Origin of the sequence: Clostridium sardiniense, from assembly GCF_050584765.1 — a bacterium.
GTDB lineage: Bacteria > Bacillota > Clostridia > Clostridiales > Clostridiaceae > Clostridium > Clostridium sardiniense_A.
This window is the reverse complement of sequence record NZ_JBNOOR010000001.1, coordinates 1,789,436-1,814,082: the sequence shown is the minus strand read 5'-3', so window position 1 is coordinate 1,814,082 and position 24,647 is coordinate 1,789,436. Positions and strand designations below refer to the sequence as shown.

The 24,647-nt window shown below is 28.3% G+C and carries 27 protein-coding genes; 21 read left to right on the top strand and 6 right to left on the bottom strand.

Features of this window, described 5'->3' with window-relative positions; genetic code table 11:
* Positions 1 to 4 precede the first annotated feature (4 nt).
* Genes hemC through ACQPUW_RS08940 form a run of 6 tightly spaced genes read left to right on the top strand, consistent with a single transcriptional unit; the run spans position 5 to position 6,012 of the window.
* Positions 5 to 874 (top strand): hydroxymethylbilane synthase, encoded by an 870-nt coding sequence (hemC, locus tag ACQPUW_RS08965; RefSeq protein WP_430837096.1) that lies wholly within the window; start codon positions 5 to 7, stop codon positions 872 to 874.
* Positions 875 to 888: 14 nt separating this feature from the next.
* Positions 889 to 2,358, top strand: coding sequence for a uroporphyrinogen-III C-methyltransferase (cobA, locus tag ACQPUW_RS08960; RefSeq protein ID WP_430837095.1), 1,470 nt, complete (start codon positions 889 to 891; stop codon positions 2,356 to 2,358).
* Between the two features lie 6 nt (positions 2,359 to 2,364).
* Positions 2,365 to 3,327, top strand: a complete 963-nt coding sequence (gene hemB, locus ACQPUW_RS08955; protein ID WP_430837094.1) for a porphobilinogen synthase — start codon at positions 2,365 to 2,367, stop codon at positions 3,325 to 3,327.
* Positions 3,328 to 3,339: 12 nt separating this feature from the next.
* Positions 3,340 to 4,626, top strand: a complete 1,287-nt coding sequence (gene hemL, locus ACQPUW_RS08950; RefSeq protein ID WP_430837093.1) for a glutamate-1-semialdehyde 2,1-aminomutase — start codon at positions 3,340 to 3,342, stop codon at positions 4,624 to 4,626.
* Positions 4,627 to 5,376, top strand: coding sequence for a sirohydrochlorin cobaltochelatase (locus ACQPUW_RS08945; protein WP_430837092.1), 750 nt, complete (start codon positions 4,627 to 4,629; stop codon positions 5,374 to 5,376). It begins immediately after the preceding gene.
* Positions 5,377 to 5,388: 12 nt separating this feature from the next.
* Positions 5,389 to 6,012: a LysE family translocator gene (locus ACQPUW_RS08940; RefSeq protein WP_430837091.1), complete on the top strand. Its 624-nt coding sequence runs from the start codon at positions 5,389 to 5,391 to the stop codon at positions 6,010 to 6,012.
* A 46-nt stretch (positions 6,013 to 6,058) separates the two neighbouring features.
* On the opposite strand, the gene ACQPUW_RS08935 is transcribed toward ACQPUW_RS08940, so the two are convergent.
* A complete protein-coding gene (locus ACQPUW_RS08935; protein ID WP_430837090.1) occupies positions 6,059 to 6,217 on the bottom strand; it encodes a hypothetical protein in 159 nt (52 codons plus the stop codon).
* Between the two features lie 171 nt (positions 6,218 to 6,388).
* Here ACQPUW_RS08935 and ACQPUW_RS08930 point away from each other — a divergent pair, with 171 nt between their 5' ends.
* The 4 genes from ACQPUW_RS08930 to ACQPUW_RS08915 all read left to right on the top strand — a co-directional run bounded on the left by ACQPUW_RS08930 (position 6,389) and on the right by ACQPUW_RS08915 (position 9,670).
* Positions 6,389 to 6,898, top strand: coding sequence for a hypothetical protein (locus tag ACQPUW_RS08930; protein WP_430837089.1), 510 nt, complete (start codon positions 6,389 to 6,391; stop codon positions 6,896 to 6,898).
* Positions 6,899 to 6,994: 96 nt separating this feature from the next.
* Positions 6,995 to 8,056 carry an ABC transporter substrate-binding protein gene (locus ACQPUW_RS08925; protein ID WP_430837088.1) on the top strand — a complete coding sequence of 354 codons (1,062 nt, stop codon included), beginning with the start codon at positions 6,995 to 6,997 and terminating at the stop codon, positions 8,054 to 8,056.
* Between the two features lie 98 nt (positions 8,057 to 8,154).
* Positions 8,155 to 8,721, top strand: coding sequence for a DUF3867 domain-containing protein (locus ACQPUW_RS08920; protein WP_430837087.1), 567 nt, complete (start codon positions 8,155 to 8,157; stop codon positions 8,719 to 8,721).
* An 82-nt stretch (positions 8,722 to 8,803) separates the two neighbouring features.
* Entirely contained in the window at positions 8,804 to 9,670 is an 867-nt protein-coding gene (locus tag ACQPUW_RS08915) for a tRNA 2-thiocytidine biosynthesis TtcA family protein (protein ID WP_204593672.1), read from the top strand.
* A gap of 34 nt (positions 9,671 to 9,704) precedes the next feature.
* Here the strand turns inward: ACQPUW_RS08915 and ACQPUW_RS08910 are convergent, their stop codons facing one another.
* Positions 9,705 to 10,574 (bottom strand): Cof-type HAD-IIB family hydrolase, encoded by an 870-nt coding sequence (locus ACQPUW_RS08910; protein ID WP_430837086.1) that lies wholly within the window; start codon positions 10,572 to 10,574, stop codon positions 9,705 to 9,707.
* A 213-nt stretch (positions 10,575 to 10,787) separates the two neighbouring features.
* On the opposite strand from ACQPUW_RS08910, the gene ACQPUW_RS08905 reads away from it, so the two are divergent.
* The 6 genes from ACQPUW_RS08905 (at position 10,788) to ACQPUW_RS08880 (ending at position 15,884) form a co-directional block, all read left to right on the top strand.
* Complete coding sequence (locus ACQPUW_RS08905) at positions 10,788 to 11,360, top strand: metallophosphoesterase family protein (RefSeq protein WP_430837302.1); 573 nt, start codon at positions 10,788 to 10,790, stop codon at positions 11,358 to 11,360.
* Between the two features lie 58 nt (positions 11,361 to 11,418).
* Complete coding sequence (locus ACQPUW_RS08900) at positions 11,419 to 12,756, top strand: MATE family efflux transporter (RefSeq protein WP_430837085.1); 1,338 nt, start codon at positions 11,419 to 11,421, stop codon at positions 12,754 to 12,756.
* 106 nt (positions 12,757 to 12,862) lie between these two features.
* On the top strand, positions 12,863 to 13,618 hold the full coding sequence (locus ACQPUW_RS08895) for a carbohydrate deacetylase (RefSeq protein ID WP_430837084.1): 756 nt from the start codon (positions 12,863 to 12,865) through the stop codon (positions 13,616 to 13,618).
* A 23-nt stretch (positions 13,619 to 13,641) separates the two neighbouring features.
* On the top strand, positions 13,642 to 13,830 hold the full coding sequence (locus tag ACQPUW_RS08890) for a DUF4250 domain-containing protein (RefSeq protein ID WP_430837083.1): 189 nt from the start codon (positions 13,642 to 13,644) through the stop codon (positions 13,828 to 13,830).
* A 143-nt stretch (positions 13,831 to 13,973) separates the two neighbouring features.
* Positions 13,974 to 14,096 carry a hypothetical protein gene (locus ACQPUW_RS08885; RefSeq protein ID WP_279381495.1) on the top strand — a complete coding sequence of 41 codons (123 nt, stop codon included), beginning with the start codon at positions 13,974 to 13,976 and terminating at the stop codon, positions 14,094 to 14,096.
* A 21-nt stretch (positions 14,097 to 14,117) separates the two neighbouring features.
* Positions 14,118 to 15,884 carry a putative bifunctional diguanylate cyclase/phosphodiesterase gene (locus tag ACQPUW_RS08880; protein WP_430837082.1) on the top strand — a complete coding sequence of 589 codons (1,767 nt, stop codon included), beginning with the start codon at positions 14,118 to 14,120 and terminating at the stop codon, positions 15,882 to 15,884.
* A 14-nt stretch (positions 15,885 to 15,898) separates the two neighbouring features.
* Here the strand turns inward: ACQPUW_RS08880 and ACQPUW_RS08875 are convergent, their stop codons facing one another.
* Entirely contained in the window at positions 15,899 to 16,630 is a 732-nt protein-coding gene (locus ACQPUW_RS08875; protein WP_430837081.1) for a polysaccharide deacetylase family protein, read from the bottom strand.
* A gap of 329 nt (positions 16,631 to 16,959) precedes the next feature.
* Here ACQPUW_RS08875 and ACQPUW_RS08870 point away from each other — a divergent pair, with 329 nt between their 5' ends.
* A complete protein-coding gene (locus ACQPUW_RS08870) occupies positions 16,960 to 18,243 on the top strand; it encodes a uracil-xanthine permease family protein (protein ID WP_430837080.1) in 1,284 nt (427 codons plus the stop codon).
* Positions 18,244 to 18,529: 286 nt separating this feature from the next.
* Positions 18,530 to 18,910, top strand: coding sequence for an MSCRAMM family protein (locus ACQPUW_RS08865; protein WP_430837079.1), 381 nt, complete (start codon positions 18,530 to 18,532; stop codon positions 18,908 to 18,910).
* A 55-nt stretch (positions 18,911 to 18,965) separates the two neighbouring features.
* On the opposite strand, the gene abc-f is transcribed toward ACQPUW_RS08865, so the two are convergent.
* Complete coding sequence (abc-f, locus tag ACQPUW_RS08860; RefSeq protein WP_430837078.1) at positions 18,966 to 20,897, bottom strand: ribosomal protection-like ABC-F family protein; 1,932 nt, start codon at positions 20,895 to 20,897, stop codon at positions 18,966 to 18,968.
* A 162-nt stretch (positions 20,898 to 21,059) separates the two neighbouring features.
* Here abc-f and ACQPUW_RS08855 point away from each other — a divergent pair, with 162 nt between their 5' ends.
* Entirely contained in the window at positions 21,060 to 21,671 is a 612-nt protein-coding gene (locus tag ACQPUW_RS08855; RefSeq protein WP_430837077.1) for a TetR/AcrR family transcriptional regulator, read from the top strand.
* A 45-nt stretch (positions 21,672 to 21,716) separates the two neighbouring features.
* Here the strand turns inward: ACQPUW_RS08855 and ACQPUW_RS08850 are convergent, their stop codons facing one another.
* The gene (locus ACQPUW_RS08850) at positions 21,717 to 22,340 is read right to left on the bottom strand and encodes a DUF4397 domain-containing protein (protein WP_430837076.1); all 624 of its coding nucleotides are present in this window, start codon (positions 22,338 to 22,340) and stop codon (positions 21,717 to 21,719) included.
* A 10-nt stretch (positions 22,341 to 22,350) separates the two neighbouring features.
* Positions 22,351 to 22,878 carry a hypothetical protein gene (locus ACQPUW_RS08845; RefSeq protein WP_430837075.1) on the bottom strand — a complete coding sequence of 176 codons (528 nt, stop codon included), beginning with the start codon at positions 22,876 to 22,878 and terminating at the stop codon, positions 22,351 to 22,353.
* A 166-nt stretch (positions 22,879 to 23,044) separates the two neighbouring features.
* Here ACQPUW_RS08845 and ACQPUW_RS08840 point away from each other — a divergent pair, with 166 nt between their 5' ends.
* Together ACQPUW_RS08840 and ACQPUW_RS08835 are read left to right on the top strand one after the other, a co-directional pair.
* Positions 23,045 to 24,349, top strand: coding sequence for an aminotransferase class V-fold PLP-dependent enzyme (locus tag ACQPUW_RS08840; RefSeq protein WP_430837074.1), 1,305 nt, complete (start codon positions 23,045 to 23,047; stop codon positions 24,347 to 24,349).
* A 22-nt stretch (positions 24,350 to 24,371) separates the two neighbouring features.
* A complete protein-coding gene (locus tag ACQPUW_RS08835) occupies positions 24,372 to 24,638 on the top strand; it encodes a hypothetical protein (protein ID WP_430837073.1) in 267 nt (88 codons plus the stop codon).
* Positions 24,639 to 24,647 lie beyond the last annotated feature (9 nt).

The window sequence follows — 24,647 nt, the reverse complement described above, 5'->3', positions numbered from 1 at the left end:
AGTAATGAAATTTATCGTAGCGACAAGAAAATCTAAATTAGCTCAAGTTCAAGCTGAAAAGGTTATGGAGTTATTAAAAGGAAGAAATGTTGATTCAGAAAAGCTTCTAGTTGTAACAGAGGGTGATAGAAGACTTGATATAACTTTAAATAAAATAGGTGGTAAAGGATTATTTGTTAAAGAAATTGAACAAAAGATGCTTGAAGGAAAAGCAGATCTTGCTGTACATAGTATGAAGGATGTTCCTCATGAACTTTTAGATGAATTTGAACTTGTGTGTATGCCAGAGAGAGAAGATATAAGAGATGCTTTTATATCAAGAAATAATATCTCATTTAATGATTTAAGAGAAGGTGCTGTAATTGGAACTAGTAGCATGAGAAGAGCTGAAATGCTTAAAGAGATTAGAAGTGATTTAAAGATAGTTCCAATTAGAGGAAATGTTCAAACAAGACTTAAAAAGATGGAAGAAGAAAATATGGATGGTATAATCCTAGCAGCTGCAGGTCTTAAAAGATTAGGCATGGAAGACATAATTACAGATTATTTTGATCCTAAAGTATTTCTTCCAGCAGTAGGACAAGGAGCGTTAGGAATAGAATGTCTTAAATCCTTTGAGCACAAGGATATTTTAAAATCAATGGATAATGAGAAAGTAAGAATAGAAGTTTCAGGAGAAAGAAGCTTTATGAGAGCATTAGGTGGAGATTGTCATAGTATGATTGGAGTTTATTCTGAAATAAATGGTGATGATATATATATGATAGGAACATATATGGTAGATGAAAAAATAGTTAGAAAAGATATAACTGGAAACAAGTATGATAGTGAAATATTAGGAAGAAAACTAGCAGATAAAATATTAGGTAAGTAATTTGGAGGTATAATATGAGTAAAGCATATATTATTGGAACAGGTCCTGGAGATGAAGAACTTTTAACTCTTAAAGCAAAGAGAGTACTTGGTGAGTGTACAGCAGTTCTTTATGATAGATTAGTATCAAACAATATATTAAATTATTTAAATGATGATTGTGAAATATATTATTGTGGAAAAGAACCAGGTGCACACTATAAAACTCAAGAAGAGATAAATGATATGATTGTAGCATTAGCTAAAAAGGGCCATACAGTTGGAAGAGTAAAGGGTGGAGACCCATATGTATTTGGTAGAGGTGGCGAAGAAGTATTAGCACTTCAAGAAGAAGGTATAGAATTTGAAGTAATACCAGGAGTAACGTCTCCAATTGCAGTTTTAAACTATGCAGGTATCCCAATTACTCATAGAGGGTTAGCTCAAAGCTTCCACATAGTTACTGGTATGTCAGCTAGAAGTTTAAATGTAAATTTTGAAGCTTTAGCTAAAGAAAATGGAACACTAGTATTTATGATGGGTCTTTCAAACATTGATTACATTGTAAGTGAGCTTATAAAGTATGGAAAAGATAAGAATACAAAGGCTGCTGTTGTAATGAGAGGAACATCATCAAAGCAAAGAAAAGTTATAGGAACATTACAAGATATCTCAAAGAAGGCAGAAGAAGCTAAGCTTAAGTCACCATGTATAATAGTAATAGGGGAAGTCGTTTCATTAGAAAATGAATTATCATGGTATGAAAATAAACCTCTATTTGGTAAAAATATATGCGTTACTCGTTCAAAAAGTCAAGCTAAAGGGTTAAAAGTTAAGCTTAAAAATTTAGGTGCTGAAGTTACAGAAATAAATTCAATAGTTATAGAAGATACTAGTAACAATTTAGACGAATACAGAGATGATATTAGTACATATGATCATATTTTATTAACTTCAGTAAATGGAGTAAAGATATTCTTTGATTATTTAATTAAAGAAAAGATTGATATAAGAACAATAAAAGCAAAATTCTCAGTGGTTGGGAAGGCAACAAAGAAAGCTTTAGAAGAAAAAGGAATAATTCCTTTTAAAGTATCAAGAGAATTTGTAGGAGAAGGTCTTTTAAAGGTAATTACTCCTTATGTAAATAAAGGAGATAAGATACTTATACCTGCATCAGCAAAAAGCAGAACTCTTCTTCAAGATGAACTTGAAAATCGTGGAGCTGATGTCACAAAAGTAGATATATATAATGTATTAAAAGGTGAACTTAAAAATGAGAAGGCTTTTGAAGAAGTAGATGCAATATTATTTACATCTCCATCAACTTTTGAAAATATGAAAGAGATGGTGGGTCTTGATAGAATAAAAGAAAAGATATGCATTGCAATAGGACCAATAACTAATAAATCTTTAAAAGAAGATGGAATTGATGCTTTAGTTTGCAAGGAACATTCAGAGGATGGATTCTTAAAAGAGATAGAGGAAATGTTAAAGGAAGTGTAGTAAACAATGAGAAGAGGAAGAAGATTAAGAGCAGATGAAAATATTAGAGGGTTAGTTAGAGAAACTATACTAACTCCACAAGATTTCATATTACCAATATTTGCCGTTGAAGGTGAAGGAATTAAAAGAGAGATTGAATCATTACCAGGAGTATATCACTATTCAGTTGATATGCTAAACGAAGTAGTAGAGGAAGCAGTTAATCTTGGAATTAAAGGAATTATGATATTTGGACTTCCAGATCATAAAGATTGTTGTGGAAGTGAAGCATATGCTGATAATGGAATTGTTCAAAGAGCTACAAGAAAAATAAGAGAGTTAACTAATGATCTTTTAGTTAGTACAGACGTATGTATGTGTGAATATACAGATCATGGACATTGTGGAATAATACATGATGGAGATGTAGATAATGATGAAACATTAGATTATTTATGTAAGATTGCAGTTTCACATGCAAAGGCTGGATCACAAATGATAGCACCATCAGATATGATGGATGGAAGAGTATACAGAATAAGAGAAGCGTTAGATAAGGCTGGATTTAAAAATGTTTCAATAATGAGTTATTCAGCTAAATACTGTTCTGCATATTATGGACCATTTAGAGCAGCAGCAAATTCAGCACCTGCCTTTGGAGATAGAAAAACTTATCAAATGGATCCTGCAAATAGAAGAGAAGCAATTAGAGAAGTATTATACGATATAGAAGAAGGTGCAGATATAGTAATGGTTAAACCTGCTCTTTCATATTTAGATATAATAAGAGAAGTAAGAGATACTGTAGAGACTCCTGTATGCGCTTATAATGTAAGTGGAGAATATGCAATGGTTAAAGCAGCAGCTAAAATGGGATTAATTGATGAAGAAAAAGTAATACTTGAAACTCTATTATCAATGAAAAGAGCTGGTGCTGATATAATAATCACTTACCATGCATTAGAAGCCTCAAAACTTTTAAGAAGATAGGAGAGATAACAGATGATGAATGAAAAAATATTTGAAGAATCAAAAAAATATATGCCAGGTGGAGTTAATAGTCCAGTTAGATGCTTTAAAGATATGGGAATTAATCCTCCAGTAATTAAAAGTGGAAATGGTGTAATTATAAAAGACGAGGATGGAAATGAATATATAGATTTCGTTCTAGCTTGGGGCCCATTAATATTAGGTCACTGTGATAATGATGTTGTTAATGCAATAAATGAGGAAGCAAAAATTGCTTTAGCTTTTGGTGCACCAACAAAACTTGAACTTGAAGTAAGTAAGTTTATGTGTGAAAACTTAGATACAATAGAGATGATAAGAATGGTAAACTCAGGTACAGAAGCTACAATGAGTGCTATAAAACTTGCTAGAGGATATACTAAAAAGAATAAAATAGTTAAATTTGCAGGTTGCTATCATGGTCATTTTGATGGATTCTTAGTTGAAGCAGGTTCTGGAGTATTAACTGAAGGAATAGCTGGATCACAAGGAGTACCAGAAGATAGTATCAAAAATACTTTAATAGGTATATATAATGATGAAAAAAGCATGGAAGAGTTATTCTCTAAATATGGAGACGATATAGCTTGCGTAATTATAGAACCAGTTGCAGGTAATATGGGTGTTATAAAAGCGAAAGATAGCTTTATCAAAACTTTAAGAAGATTATGTGATGAACATGGTGCACTTCTAATTTTTGATGAGGTTATGAGTGGATTTAGGGTAGCATTTAAAGGCGCTCAAAGTCTATTTGAAGAAAAGCCTGATTTAGTTACATATGCAAAAATAATGGGAGGCGGACTTCCATGTGGTGCATATGGTGGAAAAAGAGAAATAATGGAGCACTTATCACCTCTTGGAGGAGTATATCAAGCTGGAACAATGTCAGGAAATCCTATCGTAATGGCAGCTGGACTTGCAACATTAACAAAACTTAAAAATAACTTAGATGGATATGATAATATAGAAGCTCTTGGAAAGAAATTAGAAGAAGGTATCTCTAGAATATCAGAGGAAACTGGAATCGGAACTGTAGTAAATAGAGTTGGAGGAATGATGACAATATTCTTTACAGATGACTCTAAAGTAGACAGTTATGATGATGTTAAGAAATGTAATGGTGAAAGATTTAAAAGATACTTCCTTCACATGTTAAATGAAGGATTTAATATACCACCATCACAATTTGAAGCAGTATTTTTATCAGTTAAGCATACAGAAGAGCATATTGATAAGTTCTTAAAGGCATTTGAAGGATTTGCAAAGAAGGAAGCGGAATAGATGAAAAGAAAGAAAGCTATAGTAATAGTAGCTTTTGGAACAGCTAAGGAGGCAGGATTTAATAAATACCTGCTTCCTTTTAAAAAAGATGTAGAAGAAAAATACGGAGATAACTTTGATTGTTTTTTTGCACTAACTAGTAAAAAAATGCTTAGCAAATTAAGCGTAGATGTTAAGAGCTATGAAAATACTTTGGAAGAACTTAAAATGAAAAATTATGATGAGGTATATGTTGAAACTCTTTATTTTTCAAAAGGTAAGGAATATTCAAAGGTTGAAGAAATAACAGGTGAATATATAAATTCTTTTGAGACTATAAAGATAACAAAACCTATTCTAGAAGAGAATAAAAATTTAATTGATGAATATTTTAATAAATATGATAACATTCTTTTCATTTGTCATGGCGTATTAGATTCAGAAGAATCTTTAGAAGAAGAATATATTAAAAGTGCAATAAAAGAAAAAAGCAAAGGACAAAGTTATGTTGCTTTAATAAATAAGCAAGATGATTATAAAAATGTAATATCAAATATAAAAAATGATAATGTTCCTAAGATAACAATAGTACCAATACTTATTACTAAAGGATATCATTTTAAAAAAGATATTATAGGTGAAAGTAAAGAAAGCTTTTTAGGAAGATTAAAAAATGAAGATATTACAGTAGAAGTAGTAGATAAATCCTTAGGAGAGAATGAATTTTTTAGACAAGTAGTACTAGAAAGTTTAGATAAAATAATTAAATAAGGGGGGGAATCCTTGGAGTTAGTTACTATAATATCATTTTTAGGGGCTTCTGTTTTACTAACATTAGCACCAGGGCCGGACATATTATATGTAATGACACAAAGTATAACTCAGGATAAAAAGGCTGGTATATTTACAGCATTTGGTCTTTGTAGTGGAGTTCTTATTCATACTACAGCGGCAGCTATTGGAATATCAGCAATTCTTTATAGTAGTACAGCTATATTTAATGGCGTTAAATTGATTGGGGCATCCTATCTTTTATATCTTGCTTATAAAGAATTTAGAAGTAAGTCAGAAGAAAGTGCTATTCTAAAAGGAGAAGCATTAGAGTATTCTAAGCTATATAAAAAAGGAGTTTTAATGAATGTATTAAACCCTAAAGTAGCATTATTTTTTCTAGCACTTCTTCCTCAATTTATTAATGAAAATGGAATTAATGTTGGAGTTCAAATGATGATACTTGGTATAATATTTATGATTCAAGCTTTTATAATATTTTCATTAATCTCATTCTTTTCTGGAACAATAGGAGATAAACTACTAAAAAATAGGAAGATAGCTTCGAAATTTAATTTCATTAAAGGTACTGTATATGCCATTATAGGAATTAATATAGCATTATCTAGCAAATAAAAATAAGTGGTGATTTACAATTCATTAAATCACCACTTATTTTTATTTAAATATCATCTACATCAGTTTCTTCACCATATCTTACAGTTCCCTCAGCAGAGAAACTATCTCTAGAATCTCTTTCTATGAAGTTACCGTCATTTGGTTCTTTAGATTTTTTACAACTACTCTTTGTGGAATTGAAATTTTTCTTTTTATCTCTCATAAAATGACCTCCTAATCTAATTAAGTATTATTTTGTGTATAAATTATATAATTATCCATAAAACGACTAAATAATTTACATAATAGAAAAAAAGTTTACAAAATAGAGACAAATAATAATAAATTATGGTAATATGAGATTACTAATTAATTAAACGGAGGGGAAAAGGGTATGGAAATATCAAACGAATTATTACAAACAATGTCTATGCTATTTGCTATAATAACTATATTTGCTTTAATAAATTATATATTTGTTTCTTTAGCATTATATAAAATAGCTAAAAAAGAAAATGTAGACAACCCATGGTTATCATGGATACCAATAGGTAATTCATATATATTAATTAAGCTTGGAAAGGGAAACATGATATTTATTTTTCCTTTAATTATTGCTATGTTCACTTCAGGAATAATTAGAGAAGTAAGTATGGCTATATATGTAGTTTATTCAGTGTATATGTACTATAAAATATGCGATAGATATGAAATCAGCTTTATTCCAATAGCTATTGGATCATCTGCGTTAGTTATAGGATTATTCCCAGGACTTATAGGACTTACAATACCTGTTTATTTAATAGGTGTTTATGGACAATGGAAGCTTTACAAAGGGGCAGCAAATGGTCCTGTAAATAAAAGAAAAATAACAACTAAGGTTACTAATAAAAAGAAAAAATAAGCATAGATATAATAAGGGTGTCTAAAGTTTATATACGACTTAGATGCTCTTTATTTTTAAGTTTAAAAGTTAATAAAAACAGGAGGACATAATTAAATGAAAAAAAGTAAAAAGATTATTGCTTCAATAATCTCAGCAGTATTTATGACTACGTTATTTGTAGGGTGTAGTGCTGAAAATAAACAAGAGCAGGTTACTATAAATTTCTTTAACTGGGCGGAAAATATACCAGATGAAGTTATAAGTGATTTTGAAAAAGAAACTGGAATTAAAGTTGTGCAAGATACATATGCAAATATGGGAGAAATGTATGCAAAGTTATCCTCTGGTGCTGTTCAATATGATCTAGCAGTTCCATCAGATTATATGGTTGATAGATTAAGAAAAGAAGATAGACTAGAGAAGATAGATTATAGTAATATCCCAAACTTTGATAAGATAGATGATTCTTTTAAAGGTAAGTCAATTGATCCTAAAAATGAATACTCAGTTCCTTATATGTCAGGAACAATAGGAATTTTATATAATAAGGATTTAGTTAAGGGAACAATTGATAGTTGGAATAGTCTTTGGGATCCACAATATAAAAAGAGTGTATTTATGTTAGATGATATGAGAGATGCACTAGGAGTATCATTAAAAAGACTTGGATATTCAATAAATTCAACTAATCCAAAAGAGATAAATAAAGCAAAAGATGAATTAATAAAACTAGACACTAGTGGAAATCTTTTAGCTTATGGAGATGATGATCTTTTAGATAAAATGGTAGCGGGAGAAGCTGCACTTTGTGTATTATGGTCAGGTGAAGGTCTTAATTTAGCAGATGAGCATGAGAATTTAGAATTTGTAGTTCCAAAAGAGGGAGCCGATTTCTGGGTTGATTCATTAGTAATTCCAAAGGGTGCTAAGCACAAAAAAGAAGCTGAAATGTTTATAAATTATTTATGCACTAAAGAGCCAGCTTTAAAGATAGCTGAAGAGATTGGATATACAACTCCTCAAAAGGAAGCTAAAGAAGCTCAAGAGGATCATGTTAAAAACAATCCAAATGCCTACATGCCAAAGGAAGTTGTAGATAAATGTGAGACTTATGAATATTTAGGTGATAAACTAAAACTTTATGATGAGGCATTTACAAATGTTAAGAACAGATAATTAATTTATATTTAATAAGGTACTACTTTTGTAGTGCCTTATTTTGATATATAATAAGGAGTAAGGGGACATAAATCTAAATTAAGGAGCTGAAATTTATGAGCGATGATAGAATAATTGATTTTAATGAGTTGAAAAATAGAGTAAATGAAAAAGATATAGATAAATTTGAAGGTTATATGTATGATTTGTTTTATAAGACACAAACAGGAGAAATGAGTTTAAGTGATTTTTCTTCAAATATTTCAAAATATATGGAAGAAAATAATATTTCTCAGCAAAAGCTTTTTGATATACAAAAGAAAGTCATGGAAAGATACGGATTTGATCCTTCTGGAATGGAAGATAGCTTAAAAAACATGGGAATTGATATAAGTCTAGAGGATATGCAACCAGATTATGAGAAGTTAAGAAAGAAAATGTCATTCCAAGAAAAATATAATAAAAAGGTTTTAACAAAACAAATAGAAGAATATTCAATACAAAATGAAAATAATAATGTAAGAATTATTTTAGACAAAGAATATGTAACTATAGTAAGTGAAAAATCAATAGATTTAAATGATACTGAATTAAATGAGTTTTTATGCTCATACAAGAAGATGGTAGATGGCAATACATTAAAGATTACTATGTGCCAAAATAGTAGTATATACGATTATTAGAGAAAAGCCAGTATAATAACTGGCTTTTCATTTTACTTTTATAAGAAAAATGATATAATATTTTGATGAATGAGGTGATAAGATGAGTATAGCAGGACAAGGTTGTGAAAGATTAATTCCAGAAGAGGAAAAGAAAACCTTAGAGGAAATTGAAAGAAGTATAGTTAAAAGATATAGAAAAAAGATATGGACTAAGTTTGTTAAGGCTGTTAAGCAATATAATCTCATTGAAGAAGGAGATAAAATTGCAGTAGCTATTTCAGGTGGAAAAGATTCACTTCTTATGGCAAAACTATTCCAAGAGATTCAAAAGCATGGTCAAATTAAATTTGACTTAGAGTTTATTGCTATGGATCCAGGTTATCATGAGCAAATAAGAGAACTTTTAATAGATAATTGTAATTATCTAAATATACCAATACATATTTATGAATCAGGAATATTTAAGGTTATTGATGAAAAGGCTAGTGAATATCCTTGTTATCTTTGTGCAAGAATGAGAAGAGGTTCTTTATATGCAAAGGCTCAAGAACTTGGATGTAATAAGCTTGCACTTGGACATCACTATAATGATGTTATAGAGACAACTCTTTTAAACATTCTTTATGCAGGAAACTTTAAGACAATGCTTCCAAAACTTAAATCAAAGAATTTTGAGGGACTTGAACTTATAAGACCAATGTACTTTATAGAAGAAGATTATATTAAGAGATTTATAAATTATAGTGGAATATGGCCTCTTAACTGTGCATGTATGGTTGCAGCTAAAAAGGTTGGAAATAAGAGGTTTGAAATAAAAGATTTAATAAAAAATCTTAAAGAAAACTTTGATGGAGTAGATAAATCAATATTTAAAGCAGCAGAAAATGTATCTATGGATTCTATCTTAGGATGGGAAAAAGATGGAGTAAAACATTCTTATTTAGATTTTTATAATGAGGAAGAATAGAAAGTGGCTAATATTAGCCACTTTTTTTATATAATTATGCTAATTTTTTTATATGCTCATAAATAGCATGGGCAACTCCATGGTCATCATTTTTTAGAGTAACAAATCTACACTCTTTTTTTATATCATCTTTAGCATTACCCATTGCTACACTATATCTTACTTTTTTAAACATTGAAAGATCGTTAAAGTTGTCTCCAATTGCCATAACATCTTCTAAAGATATATCAAGTGAATTAGCAACATATTCAACAGCATTTCCTTTTGAAGAAAGATCACTTACTATTTCAAAATTATTATCAGCAGATGAAACGATTGAGATGCCTTTCATATCTTTAAGAGCTTTTCGGCCTTTTAATAATTTATTTTGACTAAATGATACTATTGCTATATTATAGCAAGGCGTATTGATAATATCGTATATAGAATTGGCTTGTCTTACTTCTGCTGAAGTATCTGATGTGTAAAATAAATCTAAAGTATCTTGTAGATATTCCTCATTAATAGAACCATCGCTCTCTTTAGCTTTATAAAAATCTGCAATTAATCTCTCTCTTCCATTTGAAGGTTCAATTAGATAACTATCTGTTGAGATAATATAATAAAAGTTATTAATGTCTAAATAAGGTAAGAGTCTTTCAAGAACAGATTTACTAAGTGGATAAGATTGTAATTCATTACCTTGAGCTGTATGTATCTGTGATCCGTTACTAGATATTATAAAAGGAGTATCAATACCAGCAGTATTTAATATACTTTTAGCACTACTAAAAGTTCTACCAGTTGAAACTATAACTTCAATTCCTTTTCTTTGAGCCTCAAGAATAGCTAGTACATTTTCTTGGCTAATACTATGATTTGAATTTAGAAGTGTCCCATCTAAATCAGTTGCAATTAATTTCATAAAAATCCTCCTAAATGTTAATATATTATAAACTATATTACCAAGAAATATTTTATCAATAAATTACTGGAAAGTATATTAGTATTAGTAAATTTAAAAGCAAGTTTAAAGTAATATATTAGCAAGATTATATTTATAAGTATTAGATTAAGGTTATTTATGTTAATATAAATTTATTAGATTATATGATTTTAGGGGGAGAGAATTTTGAGGGTGGCTATTATATCTGATTTGCATGGGAATTTAAAAGCATTAGAGTATTTTATTAACTACATAGAAAAAAATAAAATAAATATGGTATTAAATCTTGGTGATATACTTGGAGGTTTAAATCCAATTGAAGCTATGAGAATAATAAAAGATGATGAGAGATTTATAAATGTATGTGGAAATCATGATGAAGATTTAGTATTTTTAGAAGATAAACTAAGTAATGATGAAAAAATATGGCTTAGAAATATTCCGAAAAGTAGAGTTGTTAATTTATATAATAAAAAATTTCTTATGGTTCATAGTAGAAAAAATAATAATAGAGATATACCAATTCTATATAATGGGGAAAGTATAGAAAAGTTTTTAATGGATTATGAAGGGGATTTTGAGTATGTATTATTTGGGCATACTCACTATCAATGTCTTTTATCATTTTATGAAGGTAAAATTTTAATAAATCCAGGTTCATTAGGTTTATCTTATGATAATAAAATAAGCTTTGCAATAATCAATATAAAGGAGAATGATTTTAATGTTGAATTTAAAAAGATTGGTTATGATTGTGAAGACTAACAATATAGGATGTAATTATTAGTAAATAGTTTTAAATAGAATTAGGAGAAAAAAGACAATGAAAAAAGTAGATTTACTAAAAGAAGATATATTAAAATTAATAATTAGATATATGATTCCTAGCATTACAGGTATGCTTGGACTTTCTTTATGTATCTTTTTAGATACTATGTTTATAGGACAAGGAATAGGGAATGATGGACTTGCAGCATTAAATATTGGAATACCAATATATAATTTATTTAACTCAATTGGTCTTATATGTGGTGTTGGTGGTGCAACTGTTCTTGCTATAAGTATAGGCAAAAAGAGGTATGATGAACTAGATGAAATTTTTACAGTATCAATTTCTATTGCATTTATAATAGGGGTTTTAATAACAGTGATTGGAAGTATATTTTTAAAACAAATTTCTGTTATTCTTGGAGCTTCAGATACATTATTACCACTTGTTATGGATTATTTAAAAGTAATTCTTGGAGGAAGTATAGCCTTTATAATGGCAAGTATTTTGAATGTATTTGTTAGGAATGATGGAGATCCTAAAAAATCAATGTGGGCAATTATAGGAGTTAACATAACTAATATAGTGTTAGATTATATATTTATATTTCCACTTAACATGGGAATGAAGGGTGCTGCTATAGCAACAACCATAGGTCAAATTGTTGGTATATTAATATTACTTAGCCATTTCTTCACTGGAAAAAATGGAATAAAATTTAAGGCGAAAAGTTTATCAAGAAAGTATGTAAAAAGAATATTATCAAATGGATTCCCAAGTTTTATATTAGAAATATCAGCAGGAATAGTTATATTTATGTTTAATGTAAAGCTTGCTAAGATAAGTGGGGATTTAGCTGTATCAGCATATAGTATTATTGCTAATGTAGCATTGATATTTGTTGCAATTTTCAATGGTATATCACAAGGTATGCAGCCAATACTCGGAGTGAATTACGGTGCTGATAAATTGAAGAGAGTATTTAAAACTTATAAATTGGGGGTAAGAATAGCACTCATATCAGGAATAGTATTTTTAAGCATAGGATTATTTATGCCAAAGGTTTTAGTAAGTATTTTTTCAAGTAATACAGAAGGATTACTTGAAATAGCAACAAAGGGAATTAGAATATATTTCTTAGCCTTTATTCCAATGGGAATAAATATAGTTAATATAGGCTTCTTACAATCCATAGAAAAATCTAAATTATCTACTGGGTTATCATTAATTAGGGGGTTTGTACTAATTATAATAGTTCTTAATATATTCTCTGTAATTTTTGGAGTAGATGGAGTTTGGATGACTATACCTATAGTAGAATCTATAACTATAATTTTATCTGGAATAATAGTTAAAAAAATTGAAGGAAGAATTGGGATAGTTCACAAATAATGCTATAATTAAAAGGAATTTATAAGGTGAGTTTTAGTATGTCCTAGGAAATAATTTTATAAAATATTATAAACTAGAGATTAAATAAGAAAGAGGGATGGGAATAATGAGGTTAATAATTAATGGTGATGATTTTGGAATAACAAAAGGGGTATCAGAGGGAATAATAAGATGTATTAAAACTGGAGTAATGGGTGACACAACAGCTATGGCTAATATGCCATTTTTTGAAGCAGCAATAGATATGGCAAAAAATGAAGGAATAGATAAGATGGGTATACATTTAACTTTTACTTGTGGAAAGCCAGTACTGCCAAAAGATGAAGTAAAGAGTATATGTGATGAGAATGGAAACTTTTATAGGAAGCCAGAACTTATACCTTCTAACATAGATATTAAAGAAGTGGAAAAGGAGTTACGAGCTCAGATTAAAAAATTCCAAGATACAGGGATGAAGCTTAATCATATTGATGGACATCATCATTTTTATGCATATAATAAAGACATATTCAATTTAGTAATAAAACTTGCAAAAGAGTTAAAGGTACCTATGAGATGTCCTTTTAATGATATGAAGCATATATTGGACGAAAATAATATAAAGTGTCCTGATTATTTTGATAATTCATTTTATCTAAAAAATATATCACTTGAATATTTAATTGATAGATTAGGTAAATTAAAAAAAGAATATGATGTTGTGGAATTTATGGCTCATCCATCAGCAAATGGAGAAGAGCTTAAAGCTATTTCTTCTTATAACATGATAAGAGAGAAAGAACTTGAAATATTAACATCAAAAGAAATAAAAGAGTATGTTTCAAAAAACAACATAAAAATAATTAGTTTTTCAGATTTATAGAAGCTAGGAAGGAATGATAGAAAGTGACTACAGAAGAAATAAAAGAAATGGATGTAAATATTCTTGTAAGTGTAATTAATCTTAAGCTTAGAGATTATTACTCTAATCTAGATCTTTTATGTGAAGACATGGATATTGATAAAAAAGTATTAATAGAAGCTCTAGATAAAGGTGAGTATGAATACAAAGATTCATTAAATCAATTTAAATAATTATAATTTATATGAGTAGCATTTAAATATTAAGAATGCTACTCTTTTTTCAATTTGAAATTTTATATTTTACTATAGAATAGATGCTATAAAATGGGTTATAATAAAGAAAAGATGTATAAAAAAGAGAGAGGTGGTTAATTATGAATATAAAAAAAACAGGAAAGTTTGCAGCTTTAGCTGCTGCTACTACAGCTTTGGTTGTGACATTAATTAATGATAAAAAAAGAAAAGAGGAAAGCTTAAATAAAGATAAAAACGAATAATTTAGCTTAAGGGTAATGACAATGAAATATCATGATAGAGATATCAAAAATAATGAAAAAGTTTCTGCTCTGAAACTATCTGAATTTACAGGGAAAATCAATATAGATAATTTGATTTTTACAAAAAATACTTATAAATATACAAGAGATACATTTATAAGATGGAACCCAGAAGAAGAAAAGGTACAGCTGGTAGGTGGACTAGTTACTGCTATATTTGATATAGAAGAATGTAACGTTGAATTAACTAAAGATGAGTTCTTACTATTACTAGATAGTAATAGTAAGGTCGTCTTTCAGGGACTTATTAATTCTTTACATAATAGTAATGCAATAAATGAATTTATCTTAAAAGGTATAAATAAGGATAATAATACATATTGGTTTAAATGTATTTTTAAAAAGGATAACAATGCTAAAGATGGATTTTCATATATTGGAATATTAACAGATATAACATGTGAAAAGGTTTTGCAAAAAAAGTACAATAAGGTAGTAGAGTATGATACAACAACAGGTGTACCAAATAAATATTTTATGAAAAGTGTTATAAATAGTTATCTTTCAAGATGTGAAAAGTGTAGAGACATTGGAGCATTCTTCTTAATTGACCTAGATAATTTTAAGTTTATAAATGATATCTTTAATCATGAAGTTGGAGACAAATTATTATATTTAATAGCTGATGAATTAACATCAATTTTAACCGAATGTAGTGTTATAGGCAGATATAGTGGTGATGAATTTATTATATTTGAACCAAATATTAAAAATATTGAAGAGGCAGAAAAATTCGCAAAGAAGATAATAAAAGTTTTTGAATCTCCTTTAAATGTAAAAGGAAAGCAACTTTATATAACTGCAAGTATTGGAATTGCACTTTCCCCTCATAACGGTAATGATTTTAATATGCTTCTAAAATCAGCTGATACTGCTATGTATTATGCTAAAAAGAATGGAAAGAATGGATACATATTTTTTAATAATGGTATATATACAGAACTTAATAGAGTATATACCCTTCAAAGATGTCTTAAGAATGCACTGAAAGACAATGAGCTATTTGTAGTCTTTCAACCTAATGTATCTTTAAATGACTCTAAAATGCATGGAATGGAAGCACTTCTTAGATGGAATAGTAGGGAACTTGGGCTTGTAAGTGCAAATGAAATAATACCAACAGCAGAGGCAACTAGATTAATTCTCCCAATTGGAAGGTTTGTACTGGAAGAGGTATTTAAAAAAGTAAAACAATTATTATCAGAAGGATATGATGATTTTAAAATTGCCGTTAATTTATCAGAGCTACAATTAAGATACAATACGATAATTAAAGATCTTGAAGATCTTATGGAAAAATATAATATTCCATTAAAATATATAGAAGTTGAAATCACAGAAAGTATTTTAATGAAATCATTTGATAAAAATGTTAAAATATTAAATCAGATTAGAGAACTTGGTGGAAGTGTAGCATTAGATGATTTTGGGACAGGGTATTCATCTTTAAACTATTTAACAAAATTACCAATAGACATTCTAAAAATAGATAGAAGTTTCGTAATAGATTTAATGAGTAATGTAAAGAGTAGGTGTATTGTAGAAAATATTATACATCTTTCCCATCAGCTTGGAATAAAAGTTATAGCTGAAGGGGTGGAAGATATAGAACAAGTTATTTATTTAAAAAGTATTTGTTGCGATAAGATTCAGGGATATTATTTTAGTAAACCAGATAATTTTGAAAATGTTAAAAAATTATTTTATAAACAGTTTATTAGTAAGTAAAAAAGAACGAGCATTTATTGCTCGTTCTTTTTTATGTAATGGAAATATTCTGGTGTTGATTCATCGATTTTTTTGAAAGTATATCCCTTAGATTTATAATAAGATATAATTTCTGGTAATGCTTTTGCAGAATTTTTATTCATAGTACCACAGTGCATTAAAAGTATTATCATATCTTTATTACTCTTTGAATTTTTTATATATGTAGAAGGACTTAAGTTATGATTAGCACCATCACCACTATCTACATTCCAATCATAAATTTTAAGATTATTCTTATGAAGTAAATCCACCATAGAATGAGTAAGTTTATAATAAGTATTATTACAACCAAAAGGAAATCTTAAAATTGTAGGAGATATTCCAATTGTTTCATTTATAATTTTTTGATCTTTAAGCATTTCATTTAAAAAGCAATCGTTTGAGGAATAAATATTACATTTTTCATGAGTTACAGTGTGAAGTCCTATAGAGTGATCTTCTTCATGAACTCTTTTTAAAACTTCCTCTCGCCCCTTTATTTCTTCTCCAATAACGAAGAAGGTTGCTTTAACTTCTTCTTTTTTCAAGGTATCTAATATATCAGGTAGTACTTTCTTAGATGGCCCATCATCAAAGGTTAAATATATTGTTTTTTCTTTAGAGTTACCATCTTTAGAGTTATCAGAAGAAGCAAAAGAAGAAACTTGGGGTATTAAGACTATTGAAAAGATCATTACTAAAAAAGTTAATATTTTTTTTGTCATTATTACACCTTCTTTTAAATAATATATGAATATATATATTTTAAGTAAAAAAAATATATATATTCATAACAAAAAAATGTTGAATTAAGTCGTATATATATGATATAATTCAAATAATAAAATATTCTTTAAATTGGTCCAGAGAGGCTAGTAAGAAGGAAATAGTGTTATGTATAGGTATATTCCTATATATAATTATTTGCGAGTAATTATAACTTCTTACTAAAGTAAGAAGTTTTTTTTATACCTTTTAAAATCAGTCCAGAGAGGCTGAAAAAGGGAGAAGTTTAATAGATTTCTCCTTATATATAACAAGGAGTGATAATTTTATGCAATTATTTGAAACATGTGAATTAAGGACAGAAAGAACAATAAAAGAAAAGGTTATAAGATGTGTACTAGCTATGCAGCATCTAATAGCAATGTTTGGATCAACAATATTAGTGCCAATTCTGACAGGTTTAGATCCATCAGTAGCATTATTTACAGCAGGCGTTGGAACTTTAATATTCCATGCATGTACTAAAGGAAAAGTGCCAGTGTTCTTAGGTTCATCTTTTGCATTTATAGCAGTAATAAATGTAGTAAAAGTAGATTATGGTGATTTAAGATATGCACAAGGTGGAATGTTCGTAGCTGGGCTTTTATATGTACTAACATCATTCCTTATAAAGAAAATAGGTGTAGATAAAGTTAAAAGAGTACTACCAGCACAAGTTGTTGGACCTATGATTATGGTAATAGGTTTGAATTTATTACCAACAGCATTAAATATGGCAAGTAAAAATTTAATTTTAGCAGCTATAACTCTTGGAACAACATTAATGATAAGATTTTTTGGAAGAGGTTTTATTAAGCAAATAGCAATACTTATAGGAGTGACTGTAGGATATATAGTTGCACTTTTTACAGGTTTCGTAGACACAACTGCTATAAGTCAAGCAGCTCTATTTTCAATTCCAAACTTTACATTACCAAAATTTAATATAGGTGCAATAGCTATAATAGCACCAGTTGTACTTGCAGTATTTATGGAACATATAGGTGATATAACAACAAACGGAATAGTAGTTGGTAAGAATTTTATAGAAGATCCAGGTCTAAATAGAACATTCCTTGGAGATGGACTAGCTACATTAACTGCTTCATTATTAGGAGGACCTGCAAATACAACATATGGAGAAAATACAGGTGTACTTGCAGTTACTAAGAATTATGATCCATCATTATTAAGATTAGCAGCAGTATTTGCTATAGCACTTAGTCTTATATCAAAATTTGGTGTAGCAATAAGAACTATTCCAGAGCCAGTAATGGGAGGAATAAGTTTGATGTTATTTAGTATGATAGCTATAGTAGGTACTAAAACAATAAAAAATGAAAATGTTAAATTTAATTGGAAAAACCTTATAATAATGGGAGCAATATTATTTGTAGGTCTAATAGCACCATATATAAACCCTATGTTAAATGAAAACTTTGGATTTATTATAGGACTTAAAATAACAGAAACTGTTACAATATCTGGTTTAAGCTTTGCAGCAATAGTTGGAGTGATACTAAACTTAGTATTAAATGGTGTAGGTAAAAAAGAAAATAAAAATAGTAAATAACTTATATATAAATATATAGCCATAAAAAGGCAAGGTCAGGGGTGATTAATATCGCCCCTGATCTTTGTTTTTATAAAATTTATATTGCAAAATAAATTAATAATTCCTAATTAGTTTATTCAAGGCAAGTATGAGTAATAAGAGATTAATAAATTATGGGATCTGTAAAATAATATAATCTGAAAAATTTTATTAGAAAAATAAATATATCAATTATTTTTCTAATCACAACATTCTAACATTAATCATAGTGTGTATATTATAGATTAATTTAGGGGGTTTTTATTTGAGAAGGGAAGCATATAAAAAACATGATAATAGAATTGAATCACATAAATGTGATGAAAGCAGAAATATTAAGGGGAATATAATTGTACACACATTAATGGATAGTATAAATGGGGAAAAGTTAGAAGGCATAAAGATAAATTTATATAGAATAAATGGGGTATCACCTTACCTTGTAGTAAGTAAATATAGTGATGAAAATGGAAGGGTGGAATTTTCAAACATAGAGGATGGAAATTATAGAATAATAGAAATTATAGATAAAAAATTATATGAAAAGCCATCATATATAAGATGGAATGAAATAAATATTTCAAATTATTCAAAGGAAGAAACTATATATATAATAAATAAAAAGAAGAAAACATATATAAATTAAAACTTATTATTTTATAAAATAAGGAGGATGGTATATAAAGTCATCCTCCTTATAATTAATTATTTAATTCTTCGCTTAAGTTTTCCCATTCTTCATATAAAGATTCAATTTTTAATTCTGTTTCTGAAATTTCATGATTTACTCGTTCAGCCTCTTTAGGATCTGAATAAATTTCTTCTAAACATAAATCATTATTTAACTTTTCAAGTAATTCTTCAGATTCTGATATTTCATTTTCGACTTCTCTAAGTCTAGTTCTTTTAACTCTTATTTCTTTTTGAGCAAGTTTAACCTTTTTTTTCTCATCTTTAACTTGAGTTTTTGTTTTACCATTAGCTATTTCTTCATAAGATTCAAAACGAGTTGGATTTTCTTTCTTTTCTATATAATAATTATAATTACCAAGATATTCAGTCATCTCATTTTCTTTTAATTCAACTATTTTATTTATTACTTTATTCAAGAAGTATCTATCATGAGATACTATAAGCATACTACCATCATAATTTAATATAGCATCTTCTAGAGCTTCTCTAGATGGTATATCTAAATGGTTTGTAGGCTCATCTAAAAGAAGAAAATTAGATTGTGATAGCATAAGCTTTAAAATATTTATTCTACATTTTTCTCCACCACTTAATGTTTCTATTTTTTTGAAAACATCATCTCCAGTAAATAAGAATGAGCCAAGGGCAGTACGGATTTTAGTTGTTGTTAAATCAGGGAAGGCATCCCAAACTTCATCTAAAATAGTTTTATTATAATCTAAATCGGATTGCTCTTGATCATAATATCCAATATTAACATTAGCACCTAAAATTGCTTTACCAGAATCACTTTTTACTTTACCCATTATAATATTAAGTAAAGTTGTTTTACCTCTACCATTTTCACCTATTAAAGCAACCTTTTCGCCTCTTTTTAAGTCGAAAGATACATTACTAAATAACTTTGTATCCCCAAAAGATTTTGCAAGATTCTCAATGTGAAGAACATCATGTCCGCTTTTAACAATGGTTTCAAAAGCAATCTTAGAAGCTCCTTTTTCTTTATCTGGTGCATCTAATCTATCAAGCTTCTCTAAAGCTTTTTCTCTACTTTCAGCTTTTCTAATACTTTTTTCTCTATTAAATGATCTGAATTTTTGTATTATTTCTTCTTGTCTCTTTATTTCAGCTTGCTGAAGGTTATAAGCTTTAAGCTGAGTTTCATAATCCTTTTCCCTAAGTTCTAAATACTTAGTATAAGGAGCATTATAACAATTAACATGACCATTTATAACTTGAAATGTTTTATTTGTAACAGCATCTAAGAAGAATCTATCATGGGATATTACTAAAAGTGTTCCTTTATATGTACTTAAGAATTCTTCAAGCCATTCAATTGCTTCTAAATCAAGGTGGTTAGTAGGTTCATCTAGAAGTAATATATCTGGAGATTGAAGTAAAAGCTTACATAATGCTACACGAGTTTTTTGACCTCCACTTAAATTCTCAATTAAATTATTAAAGTCTTCTTCTAAAAAACCAAGACCTTTTAATACCTTTGCTATGTCACCTTTATATGTATAACCACCCCTATGGGAATAAAGTTCTTGTGCAGTAGTATAATCTTTAATTAACTTCTCATGGTATGATGCATTATCTTCATCATAGGGTTCATTCATTTTAATTTCTAAAGATTTAATTTTATTTTCTAAATCTATTAAATTTTTAAATACACTACATACCTCATCGTAAATTGTATTTTCTGAATCAAGGTTAAGATGTTGTGAAAGATATCCTATTGTTTTATTTTTATCTACAAAAATATCTCCGGAATCTGGAGTTGAATTTTTAGATAATATTTTAAATAGGGTTGATTTACCTTCTCCATTAGGTCCGATTAAACCTACCTTGTCTCCTTCATTAATAGATATTGTTACATCTTTTAATACCTCTTGTATACCATAACTTTTTTTTATATTTCTACAACTTAAAACAATCATAATATATCCTCACTTATAAATTTTAATACTTATCATATTTCTTAATTATACTATTTATAAGGGTTTATATCAATTTGATGAATCAGAAAAGGTTTTATTATTTATAAATAAATGATAAAATTAGATTATAAAATACATAGGCATTTTAAGTTGGAGGGTAAAATGAATGATAATAATAATGCAATAAAGGGGAAGATGTCTTTAAAGAAAAAGAAAAAGGAATTAAATTTGTATAATTCTGCATATGAACTTTTTAAGGAAAAGGGAATAAATAGTACATCTATTGATGAGATAGTAAAGAGTGCGGGAGTTGCCAAAGGAACATTTTATTTATATTTTAAAGATAAATATGATGTAGTTAATAAGCTTATATTATTAAAGGGGTCTACACTTATAGAAGAGGCTTTTGAGGCCACTAAGGATAAGCAATTTGTAGAATTTGAAGACATGGTACTGTATTTTACAGAATACATAATAGATTATTTTAAAGAAAATAAACTACTATTAAAAGTTATAAATAAGAATTTTTCTCATGTTATACATAGGAATACTAAGATAATGGATGAGGATAAGCAGGTTAGTGAGATTATAGATATATTTTTAAAAGAATTAATTAAAAGGGGACTATCAGAGGATGAGGGGAAGATAACTCTTTTTATGATAATAGAGTTAGTTGGTAGTGTATGTTATAGTTCTATAATTTTAAATGAACCTGATGACATTGAAGTTATAAAGCCAATATTATTTAAAAAAATAAAGATGATGCTTAAATAGTTAAAAGCCAAGTAAATTTTAATTACTTGGCTTTATTAATCTATACTAATCTTGTCTACCATCTCTCGCTAATATAAATCCAAGCTGTGGTTCACCATTTAATAGTCCTATTACATAAATAGTTTGAAATTCTCCAGGGGTAAGTGAAACACCAGAAAGAGTTTTAGTTACTGCACTTGCACCTGAAAATGAAAGTTTAAAATCATATATTCCAGGAGAAAGTGGATAGTAGCCTGTTGTTTCTAAATATTCTACATCATTAAAAAGATTCTCTCCATTTTTAAGAGCAAGTGTAATTAATGGTGCATTTGGAGAAAGATTAATAAATCTTAAAAAGCAAATATCTTTACCAGCTTTTGAACCAGCATCTTTTAAGGAGAATAATGTTAATACATTATTATTTGTTACTATACATATAGTATTTGAGATTCCAGGAATAACATCAGTTGATTGAGTGAGTAATGGAGTATCATATGTTCCTGATTTATAAACTTCTATACCATAACTACTTGGAGAAAGCTCTACATAATCAGTTAAGTCCCCAAATTTTACATTAGAAGCAAGTAGAGTTCCATCTGCATATATATCTATTGAAGGAGTGCCTGGAGATGAATGTATAAATCTTACCTTTCCTTTTAAATCAGGAAGGGTCTCTCTTAACATAAACATTAAATTTCACCTACTCTCTACTACAATAAATATTACTTAAAGCTATAATACGTTTAATTAATGTTTTAGCAATTGGGAAAGGAATTCTATAAGATTCCATAGTTTTCAAAATTAAAGGATTATTTGCTCTTATTCGCTGGAAAACTTGCTCAGGATTACACTTTTTACCGTATCTTGTATATGAGCCTAAAAGTTCATTTTCATCTAAATCCATATCAAATTCTCTTAATATATCAGTCGGCGTTGGAACACCAGTAGTGGTATCTATTGGTGTACTAGAAGTATTATTGTATGAGTAAAGCTCGGATGAAACTCCTAATGCATCATTAATAGCTTGGTCTCTTAAGTCTATTTGACTTCCTAATGAATATGGAATTTTATTAGATCTATAGCCGTGAAAATTTTCTATATCTAAACTATCCACATTAATTATAGGTGCCCATCCAGAATTAAGGTTATTATAAGGTGCAGATGCCTCAAAAGCTTCAAATTCATTTTCTTCATCAGTTATAGACATATATTTTTTATCTGGTTTCATTTTATACCTCCAAAGAATACTATATATTAAATATATGAAATCTAAATAGTCTTGTTACTTTAATAAATATTCATAATAGACGATGTATAGAACCATAATATGTATAGAGTAATAAATAGAACAATAGTAAATGATAGGAATATATTATATAGTGGAGGGATAACAAATGGATATAAGAAAAAATATACTAAGAGAGGAACTTCTCGGGATAGAAAGTAAAGTTAAGTTAGGTAATGGTAGAGAAGTTTACCAAATTAATTTTGATAATGCTGCAACAACACCTCCATTAAAAAGTGTAATAGAGTACATCGAGCTATTGAGTAAGTATTATGCATCAATTGGAAGAGGAACAGGGCAAAAGGCTACATTTACAACTGATTTATACAATAGCGCTAGAGAGTATTTATTAGACTTTTTTAATGTTAAAAATAAAGAGGAATATACAGCTATATTTGTTAATAATACAACAGATGGAATAAATAAAATAGCAGAAACATTACTTTGTGAAAATGATATAGTATTAACAACAAGAATGGAGCATCATTCAAATGATTTACCTTGGAGAGTCAATGGAATAGTCGATTATGTTGAGGTTGATGATAAAGGTAGATTAGATTACGATTCTCTTAATAGAAAATTAAATGAATACAGTGGTAGAGTGAAATTTTTAAGTGTAACTGGCGCATCTAACGTTACAGGATATATTAATGATATCCATAGAATAAGCAAGTTAGTTCATAAACATGGAGGGAAAATAGTTGTAGATGGAGCTCAATTAGTTCCTCATATTAAAGTTGATATGAGTGGAAAGGATAGTAGTGAAAGTATAGATTTTCTTGTTTTTTCAGCTCATAAGTTATATGCTCCATTTGGTAGTGGAGCAATAATTGGAAGGAAGGATGATTTTAATTCAAAATGCCCTGATAAACAAGGTGGGGGAACAGTAGAGCTAGTTAAAGACTGGGACTCTAAATTTTTAGATACTCCAGAAAGAAATGAAGCAGGAACTCCAAACTTTTTTGGCGTATTGTCTATGATAAAATCATTAAAAGAGCTTGAAAATATAGGATTTGACTATTTAATAGCTAGAGAAAGAGGACTTTTTAATATATTAAATAATGAAATAAAAAATATACCTCATGTAATAACTTACGGAGATACAGAAAATATTGATGATAGACTAGGTATTAGTGTTTTTAATATTGAAGGAATGTATCACAAAGATGTTGCAAGTATTTTAGCAATGGAGAAAGGAATAGCCGTAAGGCATGGATGGTTCTGTGCACATCCTTATTGTAGAAGGCTTATGGGAATAGATGAGATAGAGGCAGAAAAATATTTAAAAGATCCAAGTAAAAAAATGTATGGTATGATAAGAGTAAGTTTATCACCTTACAATACTGTAGAAGAGATTAATGAATTATTAAATGAGATTGAGTATATATCAAAGAAGTATAGAAAAGCTAAGTAATTATTAGGGTGATGGAGCAAATATGAAAAAGTGTGTTTATTGTAATAGAGAGATATCACTTAATTATTTGTTAAAACAAAGGGGAGAAGATAATATAAAATGTCCATATTGTACAAAAGAATTAAAGGTAAATAAAATATCAAAATTACTAGGAACATCATTATTAATTTTAGTAATTGCCATTATAATAATATTGCCATGTAGGTATAATATTAAAATAATATCTGTAGTAGGTTGGACATTTATATGTAATTATTTATTGAGACCACTTATTTATGTATATGAATAAAAGCACAGC